At 72.1% G+C, this 18,041-nt stretch carries 12 protein-coding genes; 2 read left to right on the plus strand and 10 right to left on the minus strand.

What is annotated here, in order from left to right; genetic code table 11:
• Nucleotides 1–57: 57 nt before the first annotated feature.
• Entirely contained in the window at nucleotides 58–1,653 is a 1,596-nt protein-coding gene (locus tag GTY58_RS26580) for a glycosyltransferase family 2 protein (protein WP_010986492.1), read from the minus strand.
• Nucleotides 1,654–1,697: 44 nt separating this feature from the next.
• Nucleotides 1,698–2,966 carry a glycosyltransferase 87 family protein gene (locus tag GTY58_RS26585; protein ID WP_010986493.1) on the minus strand — a complete coding sequence of 423 codons (1,269 nt, stop codon included), beginning with the start codon at nucleotides 2,964–2,966 and terminating at the stop codon, nucleotides 1,698–1,700.
• 93 nt (nucleotides 2,967–3,059) lie between these two features.
• On the opposite strand from GTY58_RS26585, the gene GTY58_RS26590 reads away from it, so the two are divergent.
• Nucleotides 3,060–4,622, plus strand: a complete 1,563-nt coding sequence (locus GTY58_RS26590; protein ID WP_010986494.1) for a glycosyltransferase family 39 protein — start codon at nucleotides 3,060–3,062, stop codon at nucleotides 4,620–4,622.
• 77 nt (nucleotides 4,623–4,699) lie between these two features.
• Here GTY58_RS26590 and GTY58_RS26595 read toward each other — a convergent pair whose 3' ends face one another.
• Complete coding sequence (locus tag GTY58_RS26595) at nucleotides 4,700–5,203, minus strand: MarR family transcriptional regulator (RefSeq protein ID WP_010986495.1); 504 nt, start codon at nucleotides 5,201–5,203, stop codon at nucleotides 4,700–4,702.
• A gap of 128 nt (nucleotides 5,204–5,331) precedes the next feature.
• Between GTY58_RS26595 and GTY58_RS26600 the strand changes: the two genes are divergently transcribed.
• On the plus strand, nucleotides 5,332–5,745 hold the full coding sequence (locus GTY58_RS26600; protein ID WP_010986496.1) for an organic hydroperoxide resistance protein: 414 nt from the start codon (nucleotides 5,332–5,334) through the stop codon (nucleotides 5,743–5,745).
• A 206-nt stretch (nucleotides 5,746–5,951) separates the two neighbouring features.
• Here GTY58_RS26600 and GTY58_RS26605 read toward each other — a convergent pair whose 3' ends face one another.
• From GTY58_RS26605 to GTY58_RS26635, 7 genes are all read right to left on the minus strand, one after another.
• Nucleotides 5,952–7,286, minus strand: a complete 1,335-nt coding sequence (locus tag GTY58_RS26605) for a membrane protein (RefSeq protein WP_042493597.1) — start codon at nucleotides 7,284–7,286, stop codon at nucleotides 5,952–5,954.
• The gene (locus GTY58_RS26610; RefSeq protein WP_010986498.1) at nucleotides 7,283–9,481 is read right to left on the minus strand and encodes a bifunctional glycosyltransferase family 2 protein/CDP-glycerol:glycerophosphate glycerophosphotransferase; all 2,199 of its coding nucleotides are present in this window, start codon (nucleotides 9,479–9,481) and stop codon (nucleotides 7,283–7,285) included. Before GTY58_RS26610 ends, GTY58_RS26605 begins: the two co-directional genes overlap by 4 nt.
• Nucleotides 9,482–9,486: 5 nt before the next feature.
• On the minus strand, nucleotides 9,487–11,676 hold the full coding sequence (locus tag GTY58_RS26615; RefSeq protein ID WP_010986499.1) for a CDP-glycerol glycerophosphotransferase family protein: 2,190 nt from the start codon (nucleotides 11,674–11,676) through the stop codon (nucleotides 9,487–9,489).
• Nucleotides 11,677–11,805: 129 nt separating this feature from the next.
• Entirely contained in the window at nucleotides 11,806–14,115 is a 2,310-nt protein-coding gene (locus tag GTY58_RS26620; RefSeq protein ID WP_037651636.1) for a bifunctional glycosyltransferase family 2 protein/CDP-glycerol:glycerophosphate glycerophosphotransferase, read from the minus strand.
• Nucleotides 14,116–14,263: 148 nt separating this feature from the next.
• Nucleotides 14,264–15,145 carry a carbohydrate ABC transporter permease gene (locus GTY58_RS26625; RefSeq protein ID WP_010986501.1) on the minus strand — a complete coding sequence of 294 codons (882 nt, stop codon included), beginning with the start codon at nucleotides 15,143–15,145 and terminating at the stop codon, nucleotides 14,264–14,266.
• Nucleotides 15,142–16,497: a sugar ABC transporter permease gene (locus GTY58_RS26630; protein WP_042493600.1), complete on the minus strand. Its 1,356-nt coding sequence runs from the start codon at nucleotides 16,495–16,497 to the stop codon at nucleotides 15,142–15,144. The genes GTY58_RS26625 and GTY58_RS26630 overlap by 4 nt, the downstream gene beginning before the upstream one ends.
• Before the next feature lie 18 nt (nucleotides 16,498–16,515).
• Nucleotides 16,516–17,892 (minus strand): ABC transporter substrate-binding protein, encoded by a 1,377-nt coding sequence (locus GTY58_RS26635; protein WP_037651634.1) that lies wholly within the window; start codon nucleotides 17,890–17,892, stop codon nucleotides 16,516–16,518.
• Between the last annotated feature and the right edge of the window lie 149 nt (nucleotides 17,893–18,041).

Genomic DNA, 18,041 nt, shown 5'->3' on the forward strand with positions numbered 1-18,041 from the left:
CTGAATCCCGTCCCTGAGTCCCGCCCCTGAGGCTTGTCCCTGAGCCCTTGCGGTCATTCACCAGTGAAGCAGGCGCCGGAGCCTTCGACCCATGACGGATGTCACTCCTTGTATCCCGGTCGCCACACGCAGTGCCAGGGCTCCCGAGTGTGTCGCGTACGGCTGGACCAGCAGCACCCCGTGCCGCCCGCTCGGCACCACGCCGCGGCGCAGCAGGCCGGGGCCCGCGACCGCGTGGGCGGTGGTGTCGCGGCTCGTGCCGTCGTGGAAGCGCAGCGTCAGCCGCAGGTCCCAGGTGCCCGACCCGAGCGCCGCCAGGTCCACCGGCACCTCCGCAGACCAGGTGTCGAACTCCGGGTCCGCGAGCAGCGGGGCCGTGGCCGCCGTACCCACCCGGCCGCCCTCCCGGTGCACGAACTCCAGGTTCACCGAGGCCGGTCCCGCGTCCGCCACCCGCCCGTACAGCTCGTGCAGACGCAGCCGCAGCCGGGTGCCACGCGCGCGTGGCCGCAGTTCCGCGTCGACGGCGACGGGCAGCAGGTGCATGGGCCGGACGAGTACGTGGTCCAGCGGGACCTGAGGCAGGTCCGCCGACCACACCGGAGTGCCGTCCGCCGCGCGCGCGTACGGCGGGTGCAGCCGGGCCGGGCGTGCCGCCAGCTCCTTGAGCCGGGGCAGGTCGCGGGGCTCCTCGGCGGCGAGCACCACGCGTGCGATGACCCGCCCGGGCGCCGGCGCCAGCGCGAACTCGGCCGCGTCGAACGCCGACAGGTACGCGCGCGTGAGCGTCCACCACTCGCGCCGGTACTCCGTGCCGCGCAGATCGAGCTCCCGCGTGTACATCCGCAGCTCGTGGTCGAGGAACTTGGCGCGCGCCGCCCGCGCGAGGCGCTTCTCACCGGCGCCCAGCAGGATGTCGTACGCCTGCGCCGCGGCCGCCATACGGGCCTGCCAGTTGTCGATGCCCGCGCGGTCCAGCGAGATGGACAGCCGCTCGGCGGACCTGCGTACGTGCCAGACGTACACCGTGTCCGGGACGAGCGCCATACGCGGTCCCGCCGCCAGCACGCGCGCGGAGAACACGAAGTCCTCGTAAGGGAAGCGGCCGTCGGGGAAGCGGATGGCGTGCTCGCGCAGGAAGTCCGTGCGGTAGAGCTTGTTGACGCAGAGCGTGTCGTGGACCAGGCGCCGCAGCCGGGCGGGGTGCGGGACCAGCGCCGGCTCTGTGTACAGCTCGGGCTGCCAGGGGACCTCGCGGCCCGACGGCAGCTCACGGCGCACGCACAGGCCCGCCGCGACCTGTGCGCCGTGCCGGTCGGCCGCCGCGAGCAGCGCTTCCACGGCACCCGGCGGCAGCATGTCGTCGCTGTCCAGGAACATCGTGTACGGGGCGGTCGCGGCGTCGATCCCGTCGTTGCGCGGGGTGCCGCAGCCGCCGCTGTTGACCTCGCGGCGGAGCACCCGCACCCGCGTGTCCTCGACGGCCAGCGCGTCCAGCAGCCCGGGGCTGCCGTCGGACGAGCAGTCGTCGACGGCGATCACCTCGCGGACGGCCGGACCCTGGGCCAGCGCCGAGCGCACGGCGTCCGTCACGTGCGCAGCGTCGTCGTATCCGATGACGACGACGCTGACCTGTGAAGCGTGAGGCGGCATTGATTCCACGAACCGGGATAGTAGAAGTTGTAGGTAATTTTCCGTTAAGAGGCAGTTAGTGTCTTGTGGGGAAGACGGACAGGATCGGGGCGGAGTTCCGGACGGGGGGTGCCGGATTCGGGGTCTTTTGTGGTGGCTCGCCACAGGCGCACGAACGACAGGCCCGCGGCCGTGGCCAGCAGGCCGTTGCGCAGGAGCATCAGCAGACAGCCCGTCCAGGTGGAGTTGATGACCTCCCCGTAATAGGCGGGGTACGCCACAGTGCTGGCCGCGGAGGCCGCCAGGACCAGCAGGGCGACGGGCCGTTGTGTGGTGTGCCGGGAGGTCAGGCAGACGGCGGCCAGGCCGATCAGCCACACCATGTACTGAGGGCTGATCACCCGGCTCGTCACCGTGAACAGCAGGACCGCCGCGAGCGCCGCGTCGTACGGGGTGGCCGGCGTCCAGCGGCGCGCCCGCAGCCGCCACAGCAGCAGCAGCCCGAACGCGGCGACGGTGAGCCCGAGCGAGACCGCGGCCACCGCGCGCACATGCGGGCCCGCGAACTCCATCGCGCCGAACTGATACCGCGCGCGCCCCGGCCAGCCGGCCCGGCGGGCGAAGGCGAGGGCCGTGCCGCCGAGCGACTCGATCTGCACGCCCCGGCCGCCCTGCTGGAGCAGGAAGTCGAAGGGGTTGCGGAACAGGGCGGTCAGCAGCGTCAGCAGGGCGGCCCCGGTGACCGCGGCCGACGTCCACGCCCGACGGGTGGTCCGGCCCGTCGGCGTGCCGATGAGTGCCAGGGCCGGCCAGACCTTCACCAGGGCGCCGATCGCCGCGAACGCGCCGCACGCGCGCGGGGAGCGCGACAACGTCAACAGGGAGATGACGGCGAACGCCGTGACCTGCACGTCGTAGCGTGCGAGCGGAAGGTGCAGGAGCAGCGGCAGGCCCGCCGTCCACAGCGCCGCACCGTGCAGGCTGCGGCCGCCCGGCCGGGTCCCCGCGCGCGCGAGGAAGAGCATGATCACGGCGTCCGTGAGGAGCGTGAGCACCACGAACGCCTGGAAGTAGGTCAGGGCCGGCAGCAGCGCGGGGGAGAGCAGCACCGGACCCGCGCCCGGCGGGTACTGCCACAGGTGGTCGCCGGCCGGATAGGTGCCGTGCGACAGGACGCCGTACCAGCGGAAGTACAGGTTGCGTACCTCGCTCGACACCCCGCCCCGGCCCAGCAGGGCGAGGCGCTCGTGGGTGAGCAGCCACAGCATCAGGGCGCGGGTGGCCAGCCAGGCCGCGCCGAGGAGGAGCAGGGGGTGGCGTTTCAAGGTCCTCATCAACGCCGGATCGTAAGCCGCATGGATGCCGTTTTTGCGGAGATACGCCGTCAATCTCTATTGAACGTTGGCTAATCGCACAAAATCGGGCGCATGTCGAGCTTGTGCAAGGACCGGCCACCCGTCGCCCGTACCTGTACCCGCACCCGTGCGGAGGTCGCGTCCGCGCTTCTGCCCGTGCCGGTGCATGTGCTCGTATCCGTCCTCGCCCCCGTCCTCGTCATGCTCGCGCTCGGGCTGTGGGGGCTCGACCGCGGCGGCATGTGGCGCGACGAGGCGGTCACCTTCGAGGTCGCGCACCGTTCGGTGCCGCAGATCTGGCGGCTGCTGCACGGTGTGGACGCGGTGCACGGCCTGTACTACCTGGTGATGCGCACGGTCCTGTCCGGGTGGGCCGCCTTCGCTCGCCCCGACGAGGTGGTGCTGCGCCTTCCGTCGGTCCTCGGGGCGGCGGCGACGGCGGGCCTGGTGGCCGCGCTGGGCGTCCGCCTGTGTCGTCCGCGGGTCGGCCTGTGGGCGGGGCTGCTGTACGCCGTCACGCCGATGGCCGGGCACTACGCGCAGGAGGGCCGTTCGTACGCGCTGGTCTCGGCCGGGGTGGCGGGGTCGACGCTGTTGCTGGTCAGGGCCGTGCGCGGCGGGGGCTGGTGGCCGTACGGGGCGGTCGCCGGTGTCACGTGTGTGCTGCACGAGTTCGCGGTGCTGGCTCTGCTCGCCCACGCCTGTGCGCTGGCGCTCGCCCGGGTGCGCGGGAGGGTGTGGCGGGCGTGGGGGTGTGCGGTGGGGGGTGTGGCCGTGGTGCTGCTGCCGGTGGTGGTCGTCTCGCAGGGGCAGGCAGCGCAGGTGGCGTGGCTCGCGGTGCCGGACCTGGGGGCGGCGGGGCGGTTGCTGGAGGGGTTCGCGGGGGCGCCGGGTCTGTTGCTGGTGCCGTGTCTGGTGCTCGCCGGCGTGGGCGTACGGAGAGGTCCGCGCGGGGAGTTGTCCCTGGGGGGTGTCGCGCTGCCGCTGGTGGCCGTTCCGCCGGTGGTCCTGCTGGCGGTGTCGCAGGTTCGGCCCCTCTACGACGAGCGGTACGTGCTGTACGCGCTCGCGGGCATGCCGCTGCTGGTCGCGAGCGGCGCGGATCGGGTGGCGGGGGTCATGGGACGGCTACGGGCCGGGGGTCACTTCGCGCCCGCCCGCACCCCTCTCCTCGGCGTTCTCGCCATCGCCCTCGTCCTCGCCTCCCGGCTCCCCGTTCTCCAGGCCGACCGCAGCGCCGACCGCCGCCCCGACAACCTCGCCGCCGTCTCCCGCGTGGCCGGGCGGGAGACGCGGCCCGGCGACCCCCTGCTGTTCCTGCCCGCCTTCGGACGCCGGGCCGCTCTCACGTATCCCGACGACTTCCGCCGGACGCGGGACGTCGCGCTGAGCGTGCCCGCGCCCGTGGACGGGAGCCTCTACGGGCGGGAGGTCGGGGCCGATGAGCTGCGGCGCCGGCTCGGACGGCTCGACCGGCTCTGGGTGGTCGCCCAGACCTACGCGCTGCGCCCCGGCTGGTCCTCGCGCAGTCCGGTCGAGCGCCTCAAACGGGCGGTGCTGGACGAGGAGTTCGTGCCGCGCGCGGAGTTCGTGCAGAAGGGTTCGACCGTGCGCCTGTACGTACGCCGTCCCTAGTTCCAGACCGTGTCTGAAGTTCCAGGCCGTGTCCGACATTCCGCGTCGGCTGCCCGGCGGGAGTCGTCGGACACGGCCTAACCCTGGGCGCAGCCCGGTGTCTCCTCCAGCGCCGCCTCGTCCAGTGCCGTCGTGAGGCGGTCGAGGCGGGTCCGCAGGTCCTCGATCTCCCCCAGGCCGAGGCCCGTCGCCGTGGCGATCCTGACCGGCACCAGCAGGGCCCGCTCGCGCAGCGCCGTGCCCTCCTCCGTGAGGTGGACGTACACCGACCGCTCGTCCTTCGCGCTGCGCTCGCGCCGTACGAGCCCGGCCGTCTCAAGACGCTTGAGCAGCGGCGACAGCGTGCCGGAGTCGAGGCGCAGATGCTCGCCGACCTTCTTCACGGGCAGCGCGCCGTGCTCCCACAGCACCATCATCACCAGGTACTGGGGGTAGGTGAGCCCCAGGTCCTTGAGGACGACGCGGTAGACGCCGTTGAAGGCGCGCGAGGCCGCGTTGAGGGAGAAGCAGATCTGGCGGTCGAGGCGGAGGTAGTTCTCGTCGGCGGGGGCCTCGGTGCTGGGGGTCGGGATGGCGCTCATGTCTCCAGGGTAGCTCTTGTCCACCATTAAGTTGTGTACAACTGAATTGTGTGCTCTACTTCTACCCGTGAGGCGGTCGAAGACGAAGACCGGCCGCCGTACACGACCTTTGAGAGGGATGGTTTTCCATGGACGCGCTCTACACCGCTGTTGCCACCGCCACCCACGGGCGCGAGGGGCGCGCCATCAGCTCCGACGGCAAGCTCGACGTCCAGCTGGCCCCGCCGGCCGAGCTGGGCGGCAACGGTCAGGGCACCAACCCGGAGCAGCTGTTCGCCGGCGGTTACGCGGCCTGCTTCGCCAGCGCCCTCGGTCTCGTCGGCCGGCAGGCGAAGGTCGATGTGAGCGACGCCGCCGTGACCGCCGAGGTCGGCATCGGCAAGCAGGGTGAGGGCTTCGGCCTCAAGGTCACCCTGCGTATCGAGCTGCCGGACTCCGTGGACGAGGCGACCGGCCGCAAGCTGGTCGAGACCGCCCACCAGGTCTGCCCCTACTCCAACGCCACCCGCGGCAACATCGAGGTCGAGCTCGTCGTCGAGTAGGACGAGCCAGTCGAGCCAGTCGAGCCAGTCGAGCAAGCAGTCGTCGAGCAGGCCGGCCGACCCGACAGGCCCGGCCGGCCGCCACGCACCGCCACTGCCGCTCGCCTTCCGGTGACGGCGGGGCGGGGGTCGGCCCGGCGCGACGACGTACGGGCGGGTGAGGCGGCGGTCGCCTGGGCGGCTGAGGCGGCGGTCGCCCGCGGAGTTCACCGCATCGAGTGCGTGCCGCTCTCGTGCATCAGGGGCCGTGGCACCGGCACCGCGCCCGGTGGTGCCCACACCCGCACCGCCCGCTCCAGCAGCAGCGGCAGCCCGACCACCGGCAGCAGCCACGCCATCACGATCAGCCGGCCGCCGTAGACGGTGATGTCCGGGTGGGCCGCGTGGGTGACGAGGCCGGTGAACGCGGCCGCCAGCAGGAACACCCCGAAGGCCGGGCGCTGCTTCAGCGCTCCCCAGGCCGACGCCACCAGCGAGGTCAGGAACAGCGGCTCCCAGAACTGGCGGCGCAGCCACTCCAGCCAGAAGTTGCCCTCCAGACCGAGGAACTCCGGCCACGGCCGGGCGCGGTCGGGCCGGGCGAAGTGGTCGGTCAACAGGTCCTGGACGCTCTCGGACTCGGACGGGTAGTGCAGTGCCTGCGCCGCCAGCAGGATGCCGGCGACCGCGCAGCCCGCCACCGCGCCCAGGACCACCAGCGGTTGCCCCGGCAGGCGCCCGCGCCCGCGCCGCCGTACGCCGACCACCGCGCACGCCCCCGCCAGGCACAGCGCGAGAAACAGGGCCTGCGAGTGCTTCACCGCGAACAGCAGTACGAGCGCCGCGGTGACCAGCAGCACACCGGTCCCCGGCCGGTTGCCCCGCAGTGTCAGCGCACAGCCCCACAGCGCCACCAGTGTCAGCGCCAGCAGCAGGCCCTCGGTCATGGGGCGCATGGCGGTGGTGCCGCACGGCAGGACGTAGAAGAGGGCCTGGCCGGTCAGCGCCACGCCGGTGGGAGCGCGCAGGGTGCGCAGGATCAGGAAGGCCAGCACGCCCCCGGCCACCGTGACGAGCACACTCGACAGCCAGATGCCCCACGTCACGCCGAACACCGTCACGAACGGCAGCAGCAGCATCGGATATCCGGGCCGCGCCTCGAAGATCCGCATGAACCGCTCGGACGTGAACGGCGCGATGTGCCCGGAGGTCTGTCCGGCGCGCAGCCGCCTGTCCACCCCCGCCCACAGGTCGCGCCGGCACTTCTCGGTGACCCGCCGGGTGGGGTTCGGAGCCTGGAAGCGGTTCACGTCGACGCTCTGCTCGCGGCGTGCCGCGGACGCCCGGCCCGCGCACACGTAGTCGATGGCGGTGGCGGCCGACTCCCGCTTGCTGTCGCCGCGCAGACTCAGCGCGTACGACAGGTAGTTCTTGGTGTCGGGAGTGTCCCGCCCGGTGACGTTGGCGAGTTGCAGGACGGCGAACACGGCGGCGAGGACGACCACCCAGGTACGGGCGTTCGTGCGTGTCGGCCGCGGCAGGGCCCGCACCGCGGCCCTCATGACGAAGCGAGCAGGTCGCGGGCGGCCTGTGCGGGCGCCGGCACCGGCAGGGGCAGGTCCTGTTCGCCGAGCATCAGCGTCCGCACCACCCGCTCGGCCGCCCGCCCGTCGTCGAACTCGCAGAACCGCGCCCGGAACCCGGCCCGCAGCGCCGCCGACTCCTCGTCCCGCCACCCACCGCAGGCGAACAGCCACGCCAGCTCCCGGTGGGTACGCGTCACATGACCCGGCGCGTCGGCGGTGAGATCGAAGTAGGCGCCCCGGCTCGCGGTATAGGTCCCCCAGTCGTCGGCGTGGATCACGATCGGCCGGTCCAGGTTGGCGTAGTCGAACATCAGGGCCGAGTAGTCCGTGACCAGGACGTCCGAGGCGAGCATCAGCTCCTCGACGTGCGGCTCGGTCGTCGCGTCGACCAGGACGCCCCGCCGGTGCAGCTCGGCCAGCCCCATCCCGCGCGCCGGACCGTCCGCGAGCGAGGGATGCAGCCGTACGACGAGTGAGTGTCCCTCGCCCAGATCCTCCGCGAACCGGGCCAGGTCGATCCGGTCGACGTGGCCGCCCCTGACGTAGTCGCGGCGCGTCGGCGCGTACAGCACGACCGTGTGACCGGCCGGGATGCCGAGGCGGGCGCGGACGTCGGCGCCGTCGCCGGGGCGCGCCCGGACGAGGACGTCGTTGCGGGGGCTGCCGGTGCGCACCGAGGTGAAGCGGCACGGATAGGCGCGGTCCCAGACCAGCTCGGAGTGGCGGTTGGCGACCAGGCTGTAGTCCCAGCGGTCGGCCCGGCGCAGCATCTGCGGCACGTCGAGGCCGTGCCGGGCGCCCGGCTTGTGCAGCAGATCGGCGCCCATGTACTTGAGCGGGGTGCCCTGGTGGGTGTGGATGTGCACGCTGCCGGGGCGCTTGGCCAGGGTGCCGGGCCAGTTGACGTTGTTGACGAAGTACGTGGCCCGGGCGGTGACCTGGTGATAGCGCAGGGAGTCCGGGACGACGTACTCGACGCCCGGCGGAAGCGAGGGCACCTGGTCCGCGCGGACCACCCACACGCCCCTGATGTGCGGGGCGAGCTCCCGGGCCGCGCGGTGCACGGCGGCCGGGTCGCCGAGCACCCCGCGGTGCGAGAACGCCGAGTACACCGCGAGATGCGGGTCCAGCGGCCGGTGTCCGTGCACGTTTGACCAGCCGCGCTTGAGCCGTACGACGGCCGCGGCACGGACCTGGCGGGCGCGCAGGTCGAGCGACCTGGCCGCCCGCACGGCCCGGTAGCGGGTGAAACCGCCCTCCAGGACGCGGAGTCCGGGCGGCGTCGGACCGCCCTTGTGCTTGCGGAACAGCTCGGCCGTGCGCCGGAAGAACTCCTCCTTGTCCGACTCGGGCAGCCGGTCCGGCTTGGCGAGGACGTCCAGGCAGTGCTCACCCATCTTGTGACACAGACAGGGCCGCCAACTCGACAGCTCCGGGCGGGAGTCGACGTACGCGAAGACCCGCTCGTACTGGTCGTGGATGTCGAAGTGCTTGCGGCTGGTGGTGGACAGGATGCTGCCCGTGCGGCGCTGCCGGTAGGCGACGCAGATCCGGTCGAGCACGGCGATCCGCTCCGCGCCGAGCAGCGTGGGGAACGTCCAGGGCGTGTCCTCGTAGTAGCCGGGAGGGAACCGGAAGCCGTGCTTCTCCACGAAGTCGCGGCGGTAGACCTTGTTCCAGACCACCATCAGCAGGTCGAGGATCTCGGGACGCTCGGCGGCCGTGAAGGTGCCCGCGCCCGCCTCGGCCAGCACCCGCGCCAGGACGTTTCTGCGGGTGCCGCCCCACCAATAGGTGCGCGCGTAGTCGAAGACGAGCACATCGGGGCCGTCCGGGCCGGGGAGCTCGTCGAGGCGGTCGGCCAGCGCGCGCAGGGCGCCCGGGGTGAGGGTGTCGTCGCTGTCGAGGAAGAAGAGGTAGTCCCCGGTGGCGTGCGGCATTCCGGCGTTGCGTGCCCGGCCCAGGCCGACGTTCTCCGGCAGGTGCAGCACGCGTACGCGCGGGTCGCGGGCCGCGTACGCGTCGAGGATGGCGCCGCAGCCGTCCGGCGAGCAGTCGTCGACGGCGATCACTTCCAGATCCCGGTACGACTGCCCGAGGACCGAGTCGAGGCACTCGCGCAGATAGCCCTGCACCTTGAAGACGGGGACGATGATGCTGAAGCGGGGCACGGTGGTCAGCTCCTCACGAGGGCCGGGGCCGGGGTGCGCTCGGCGAGCGGGACGACGGGCGGGATCGCCTGCGGCGGCTGGCCGAGCAGCACCCGCCGTACGACCCGTTCGGCGGCCCGGCCGTCGTCGAACTGGCAGAAGCGCTCACGGAACCGGGCGCGCAGCACGGCCGACCCGGCGTCCGCGTACGATCCGTCGGCGAACAGGCCGGCCAACTCCTCGGGGGTACGCGCCACGTGCCCGGGCGGGCCCTCCAGCAGGTCGAAGTAGACGCCCCGCGTCTCCCGGTAGACCTCCCAGTCGTCCGCGTACACGACGATCGGGCGGTCCAGGTTGGCGTAGTCGAACATGATCGACGAGTAGTCCGTGATCAGCGCGTCGGCGGCCAGACAGACGTCCTCGGAGGAACGGTGCCGGGTGACGTCGATGATCCGGCCGCCGCCCCCGCGGTCGCCCTCGTCGTAGAAGTAGTGGGCGCGCAGCAGTACGACGAAGTCCTCGCCGAGCGCCTCGCAGAACGCCTCCAGGTCCAGCCGCGCCTCGAAGCCCGCGCTGTGGTCGCGGTGGGTGGGCGCGTACAGGAGGGCCGTCTTGCCGTCCGGGACGCCGAGTTCGCGCCGGACGCGGGCGACGTCGTCGGCGGTCGCCGTGTAGTAGACGTCGTTGCGCGGATAGCCGTATTCGAGGGCTTCCCAGGTGCCGGGAAAGGCCCGTTCCCACATCTCGGTGGAGTGGCGGTTGGCGGAGAGGTTGTAGTCCCAGCGGTCCACGCGGGTCAGCAGCTTGGCGAAGCTGCCGGTCGCCGCCGCCACCACCGGGTACGTCGACTGGTCGACGCCCATCTTCTTCAGCGGGGTGCCGTGCTGGGTCTGGAGGTGCACGCTGCCGGGGCGCTTGACGACCCCGTCGGCGAAGTTGGCGTTGTTGATCAGGTACTTGGCGCGCGCCAGCACGTCCCAGTACCCCTGGCTCCCGATGACCGCGTGCTCGACACCGGGCGGCAGCTCGCCCACCGCGTCCGCCTCGACCAGGAACACCGACCGCAGATGCGGGGCGAGTTCGCGGGCCTTGGCGTGGATCGCGGCCGGGTTGCAGGCGTAGCCGCGGCCCCAGTACGCGCAGTACACGGCGAGGTTCTCGTCGAGCGGGCGGCGCAGCCCCAGGGCGTACCGGGTGCGGGTGCGCGGCATCCGCGGGCGCGGGATCCGTTCCGCTGCCTTCGCCACGCTCCGGTTGGCGCCGCGCAGGGCCCAGAACGCGCTGTACGCACCGGCCGCCAGCAGCCGGTGCTGCACCCCGACGCTGCCCGGCGGCGGCTGGAAGGCGGCCGGGCGATGCCGCCGGTAGAGCCGCCCCGCCCGCCGGAAGAAGGCACGCCGGCGACGGGCGGGCAGCCGCTCGGGACGGGCGGCCGTCTTCAGGACCGCGGCGAACAGCTGTCCGAACAGCGGCCCCGACCGGTAGGCCGGCAGGCCCAGTTCGGCGGCACGGGTGAGCACCAGGTCGATCTGGTCGAGGAGTTCGAGCTGGTGCTCACCCGGCACGGCGAGCCGGCTGCCCTGCCGTCGCAGCAGATGCCGTACGCACACCGAGCGCAGCAGGGCGACCCGCTCGGCGGCGAGCGTGACCAGGCCGCCCCAGCCGATGTCGGTGAACAGGCCCGCGGGGAAGGCGAGCCGGTGCTCCGTGACGAACGCGCGGCGGTAGGCGGCGCTCCAGGCCGGGAGGGTGACGCCGGTCAGGTGCGGGGCCTCGGCGGGGGCGAAGGCGCCGTGCGGGGCCCGGCCGAGCGGGGGCGTGTTCGTCTTCTCGGCCTCCCACCAGTGGACCCGCTCGTGGCCGAAGTACACGGCGTCCACCTCGCCGGTCTCCTTCAGGCGCGCGTCGAGCGCGGCCAGTGCGCCCGGCGCGAGGACGTCGTCGCCGTCGAGGAACAGCAGATACGTGCCGGTCGCCGCCGCGAGGCCGGTGTTGCGCGCCGCGCTCAGCCCGCCGGAGGGCGGTGACACGACCGGGACCACGCGGGCGTCCCGCCCGGTGTACTCGGCCACGACCGCACCCGCCGGGGAACCGGGGGCGTCGCGGACCGGGATCAGCTCGAAGTCGCCGAAGGACTGGGTGAGGACCGAGTCCAGCGACCGGGACAGACGGCCGGCTACGTCATGGGTGGGGACGATGATGCTGAAGCGGGGCATTCCGGTCTCTCTGTCGGGGGCTCATTTCTCACCGGGGTGCTGATGGGTGCTGATCCGCGGGTCAGCGGCCCGGTCGTCCGAAGGGGCGCCGGCTGACGACGGGGGTTCCCCTGTTCGAGCGAAGGTGCTTCACGGACTGTCGACGACGGGGACGGGACCGGCCGGGTGCGGCACCGTCGCGAGCGGCGGCCTCGCCAGAGCCGCCGCGGCCGACGGGACGGGATGGCGCCCGGCCAGCGGCACGACCGGCGGCAGACCCGTCGCCCCGCCGTCGCCCTCGCTGTTCCTTTCGCCTTCCCTTGCGCCTTCGCCGAGCACGATCCGGCGCACCACCCGCTCGGCGGCGCGCCCGTCGTCGTACGGGCAGAAACGCGCGCGGAACGCGGCACGCAGCTGCGCCGCACGCGAGCCGCGCCAGTGGCCGGTGGCGAAGATGTCGATCAGCTCCTCCTCGGTGCGGGCGACCGCGCCCGGCGGGAAGGCGCGCAGGTCGAAGTAGGTGCCGCGGGCCGCCTCGTACGCCTCCCAGTCGTCCGCGTACACGACGATCGGGCGGTCCAGATTGGCGTAGTCGAACATCAGGGACGAGTAGTCGGTGACCAGCGCGTCCGAGGCCAGGCACAGGGACTCGACGCTCGGATGGCCGCTCACGTCGATCAGACGGGCGCCGTCGGAGCGGGTGAGGGGCGCGCCGTACGAGGGGTGCGCGCGGGTCAGCACCACATAGCGCGGGCCGAGCTGCCGCAGGACGCGTTCCAGGTCGAGGAGGTGGCGCTGGGAGCGGCGGTAGTCGCGGTACGTCGGCGCGTACAGGATCGCCACCGAGCCGTGCGGGATGCCGAGCGACTCGCGCAGCCGGGTCACGTCCGCCGAAGTCGCCTGCTGGAAGCGGTCGTTACGGGGCTGGCCGTACTCCAGCGTGGTGAACCCGGACGGGAAGACGCGCTCCCATACAAGGGTGGAGTGGCGGTTGGCGGACAGGCAGTAGTCCCACTGGTCGGCGCCGCGCAGCACCTGGGCGAAGTCCGTGTCGCGGGCCGCCGCCGGCCGGTCCTGGAGGTCGAGACCCATGCGCTTGAGCGGGGTCCCGGCGTGCGTCTGGATCACGATCTGGCCGGGGCGCTTGCGCAGCCGGCGGTCGAAGTCGGCGTTGCTGACCAGGTACTTGGAGCGGGCGAGCGCCGTCCAGTACGCGGCCGAGCCGGGCCGCACCCGGCGCGTCGCGGCCGGGACGGTGTGGTGGTGCTCGGGGCGCGCGATCCACGCCGTGCGGATGTGCGGCGCGAGCGTGCGGAACGCGGCCTCCAAGGCGCCCGGGTTGCAGCCGTGACCCTGCCCCTGGTGGCTGGCGAAGACGGCACGGTCGGCGCGCACGGGCAGCCGGCGCTGGAGGCGGTAGTGCGCCTGGAGCGCGACGCCGGCCAGGCGGCCGAGGACGGCGGTGGCCGACCGCGCGGTGCGGACGCGGGTGCGGGAGGCCAGGGACAGCAGACGGTAGGTGCGGTGGCTGCCCAGGCGGACGAGGACGTGCCGCAGCCGGAACCGGGGACGGGCCGGGGGACCCGGGGTGCGGTGGCGGCGGTAGTGGGCGCGGGCCCGGCGCAGGAACTCGGCGTGGCTGCCGCGCGGCAGCCGGCCGCGCCGGGTGAACACCGTCGCCACATGGTCGACCATGCGGCGGAACAGCACCGGCCGCCAGTGCGCCAGTTCGGGATGCCCGTCGAGATACGCGAAGACCCGGTCGTACTGGCCGAAGATGTCGAAGTGCCCCCGGCCGGTGGTGCCGAGGATGTTGCCCCGGCGGCGCTGGCGGTAGTGGACGCAGACCCGGTCGAGGGTGGCGACCGTCTCCGCGGCCATCAGCGCCGGATACGTCCAGGGCGTGTCCTCGTAGAGGCCGGGCGGGAACGTGAAGCCCTCGCGCTCGACGAACTCCCGGCGGTACGCCTTGTTCCAGACCACCATCAGGACGTTGAGCAGGCCCGGACGGTCGTCGAGGCGGAACGGCGCCGGACCCTGCTCGGTGAGCTGCCCCGCCTCCCGGTTGCGGACGGTCTCGCCCGACCAGAACGTGCGCGCGTAGTCGTAGACCAGGACGTCCGGTTCGGAGGTCTCCTTGATCCGGTCGGCGACGGCCTGGAGTGCGCCCGGCGTCAGGCTGTCGTCGGCGTCCAGGAAGATCAGGTAGTCGCCGGTGGCCTCGGCCAGGGCCGCGTTGCGGGCCCGGCCCAGACCCGTGTTCTGTGGCAGGTGGACGGGCCGTACCCGGGTGTCACGGGCCGCGAACTCGTCGATGATCGCGCCGCAGGCGTCGGGTGAGCAGTCGTCGACCGCGATCAGTTCGAGGTCCGGGAAGGACTGCTCCAGCACGGATTCGAGGCACTCATGCAGGTACGCCTGAACCTTGTACGCGGGGACGATGACACTGAACCTGGGCAACGGACATCCATGGGTCGGCGCGGGCATCTGCCCGGAAACGGCCGAAGGGGTGATCCGGTTACGCCAGATGTGGCATCCGGGGGACGCCGGGGCGCAGGCAGGGGCGGACCGGTCGCCGGCCCGCCCCTGTGACGGCGCACAGGACGCGTTACTTCACCGCGCCCGCCATCACCCCGGACACGAACTGCCGCTGGAACGCGAAGAACACGGCCAGCGGGATCACCATCGAGATGAACGCGCCCGGCGCCAGGATCTCGATGTTGCTGCCGAACTGCCGCACCTGCTGCTGGAGGGCGACCGTCAGCGGCTGCGAGCTGGAGTCCGAGAAGACCAGGGCGACCAGCATGTCGTTCCACACCCACAGGAACTGGAAGATCCCCAGGGACGCGATGGCCGGCGCGCCCAGCGGCAGCACCACGGTCGCGAACAGCCGTGCCTCGCCCGCCCCGTCGAGACGCGCCGCCTCCAGCAGCTCCCGCGGGATCTCCGCGAAGAAGTTGCGCAGCAGGAAGATGGCGAACGGGAGCCCGAAGCCGACATGGAAGAGGACCACGCCGATGATGTCGCCGAAGATCCCGACCTTGCCGAAGAGATCGGAGAGCGGGATCAGCGCCACCTGCACCGGCACCACGAGCAGCGCCACCACCACCATGAACCACCAGTCGCGGCCCTTGAAGTCCATCCACGCGAAGGCGTAGCCGGCCATCGCGCCGATGACGACGACGAGCAGGGTCGCCGGCACCGTGATCCAGACGGTGTTGAACAGGGCGTGCGTGACGTCACCGTTCTCCAGGAGCGACCGGTAGCTCTTCGCGGTCAGCTGAGAGGGGGCCGTGAAGACCTTCCACCAGCCCGAGGCGGCGATGTCGGTCGGTTCCCGGAACGACGAGACCAGCAGACCGAACGCGGGCACCAGCCAGAACAGGGCGACCAGCAGGAGGAAGACGCGCAGCACGCCGCCCGCCGCACCGCTCGCCACCCGGGCGGCCAGGGACCGCTTGGCACGTACGGAGGTGTCGAGGGCGCTCACCGCTCGCGCTCCTTCCTCAGACGGCGGAGGTTGACGAACATCACCGGCAGGACGAGCAGCAGCAGGATGACGCCGATCGCGCTGCCCACGCCGTAGTTGCCGCCGCCGCCGAAGGACGACAGGAACAGTTGCAGGGCGAGGACGTTGGCGTCGTCCTGGGTGGGCTGCGGCGCGATGATGTAGACCAGGTCGAAGATCTTCATCACGTTGATCATCAGCGTGACGAGGACGACGACCAGGACCGGCGCGAGCAGCGGCACCGTGACCTTCCGGAACACCTGCCACTCGTTGGCGCCGTCCACCCGGGCGGCCTCCAGGAGATTGCGGTCCACCCCGGCCAGGCCCGCCGCGATCAGCACCATCGCGAAGCCCGCCCACATCCACACGTACGAGCCGATGATGGCCGGGGTGACCAGGGTCGGGCCGAGCCAGTCGACGCCGTTGTAGGGCGCGGCGAAGTTCGAGCCGGGCAGGCGCAGCCGGGCTCCGTCGGCCCGGTCCGGCAGGCTGAACGTGCCGTCGGCGCCGCTCCGCGCGGAGGCGACCACCGTGCCGTCCTTGACCGCCTCGACCGTGACCCCCTTCAGCGCCTTCTCGCCCGGGTCGACCTTGCCCTTGGTGCCGCCCCCGCCGAGCTTGAAGTCCAGCCAGACGGTGCCGGTGACGCCGCTGCCCGACGGCTCCTCGGCGTCCGCGGGAGTGCCGGGGAGCCTGTTCGGCGCTATGCCGACGAGGGGGAGCAGGGCCGGGGTGCCCGCGTGGACCGTCCCCGTCGTGGTGAAGGAGCCGCCGCTGGACGCCTTCAAGTCGCTGACCTGGGCGTTCGGGCGGGCCTTCGGATAGACGGAGGAGTCCACGAACGCGTCGTGCACGGAGGTGACGACCGCGTTGGCGACGCCCTGGTTCGGATCCTGCTCGTACACCAGCCGGAAGATGATGCCGGCGGCGAGCATGGAGATCGCCATCGGCATGAAGACGATCAGCTTGAACGCCGTTCCCCAGCGCACCCGTTCGGTCAGCACGGCGAAGATCAGGCCGAGGACCGTGACGATCGCCGGGGCGACCGCCACCCAGATCGCGGTGTTGCGGACCGCGGTCAGGGTCCGGCTGTCGGTGAAGATCTCGCCGTAGTTCTGGAGGCCTACGAAGCCCGAGCCGTCGGCGTCGTACAGGCTGCGCCAGACCGAGTACCCGATCGGGTAGACCACGAGCGCGCCGAGCAGCACCAGCGCGGGCAGCAGGAACAGCACCGCCACCCACAGCCTGGTCCCGGTCACGCTCTTGCGCGGGGCGGCGGAGGAGACCGGCGGCGGTGCGCCGGCGCCCTCCGCCTTCGCTACCGAAGACGACATGTCCTGGTGTCCGCGCCGTCAGCTGTTCTTGTACGCCTTGGCGGCGTCGGCCTCCAGCTTGCGCTGGGTGCCCGCGACGTCCTTCGGGTTCTTCAGGAAGTCCTGGAGGTCCTTCCACTCGCCGACGCCCTGGGTGCCGCCGAACGCGGCCGGGGCCTGGTCGGACATGTCGAACCGGAAGTCGTCGCCCGCCGCGAGCAGCGCCTTCGCGATGTCCCGCGTCACGGCGTCCTTGTACGTGGCCGTGTCCATCGCCTTGTTGGGCGAGATGACGCCGCCCTGCGCCGCCCAGATCTCGGCCGCGTCGGTCGAGGCGAGGAAGGTCATCAGCGCCTGGGCGCCCGCACCGCCCTTCAGCGCCACGGCCACGTCACCGCCGCTGACCACCGGCGCCTTCGCGCCGGCCGCCGGGAACGGGAAGACCTTCGCGTCCGTGCCGACCTTCGCCTTGGTGTCGGCGTTGATGTTCGCCGTCACGAAGTCGCCCTCGAAGACCATCGCGGCCGGGGTGTCACCGGAGAACGTCTGGGTGACCGACTTCGGGAACTCCGTCTGGAGCGCGCCGGAGCGGCCGCCCGCGATCAGGTCGTCCTTGCCCCACAGCTGGGCGAGCGTGGTGAGCGCCTCCTTGACCGAGGGATCCGTCCACTTGATCTTGTGGGCGGCGAGCTGGTCGTACTTCTCCGGACCGGCCTGGGAGAGGTAGATGTTCTCGAACCAGTCGGTGAGCGTCCAGCCGTCGGCGCCGCCGATGGAGACGGCGGGAGAGCCCGCGTCGGACAGGGTCTGGGCCGTGGCGAGGAAGTCCTTCCACGTCTTGGGCATCCTGGTGATGCCCGCCGCGTCGAAGGCCTGGGTGTTGTACCAGACGAGGGACTTGTTGGCGGCCTTCACATAGGCGCCGTACTGCTTGCCCTTGTACGCCCCGAGGTCCTTCCAGCCGGTGGAGAAGTTCTTGTCGAGCTGGGCCTGGGCGTCGGCGCCGAGGGGCTTGAGCCAGCCCTTGTCGGCGAACTGGTGCAGCACGCCCACCTGGGGGAGGAACGCGACGTCCGGCGGCTTGCCGCCCTCGATCTTGGTACCGAGGAAGGTGGAGGTGTTGTTGCCGGTGGGTACGAAGTTGACCTTGGCGCCGGTGCGCTTCTCGAACTCGTCCAGCACCTTGGTGAAGTTCTTCTGCTCCGGGCCGGTCCAGACGGCGGCCACTTCCAGCGTCTGTCCGTCGAGCTTGGGCAGCTGAACGGTGGCGCCGCTTTCTTTGCCGCCGCTGCTCTCGGTGGTGTCGTCGCTCTTCTTGTCGCTGCTGCCGCATCCGGTGAGCGTGAGCGCGAGTGCGGCGGATACGACGGCTGCTGCGGCTTGGGCGGACCTGCGGGTACGAGCTGTGCTGCGCATGATTGCCCCGTTCATCGTTCCTCGTCGAACGTCCGAGCGGTGTCCCGTGCGCTCTGGTCTACGCCCCGGGCGACGGGGGCGGCAAGAGCGCCCGCAGTGTCAACCGGGTGATCGTGACCGCGTCGTGACGTACGGTGAGGCGGGCCGGG

Source organism: Streptomyces sp. SID5469 (assembly GCF_009862865.1).
In the GTDB taxonomy this organism is placed as follows: Bacteria; Actinomycetota; Actinomycetes; order Streptomycetales; family Streptomycetaceae; genus Streptomyces; species Streptomyces avermitilis.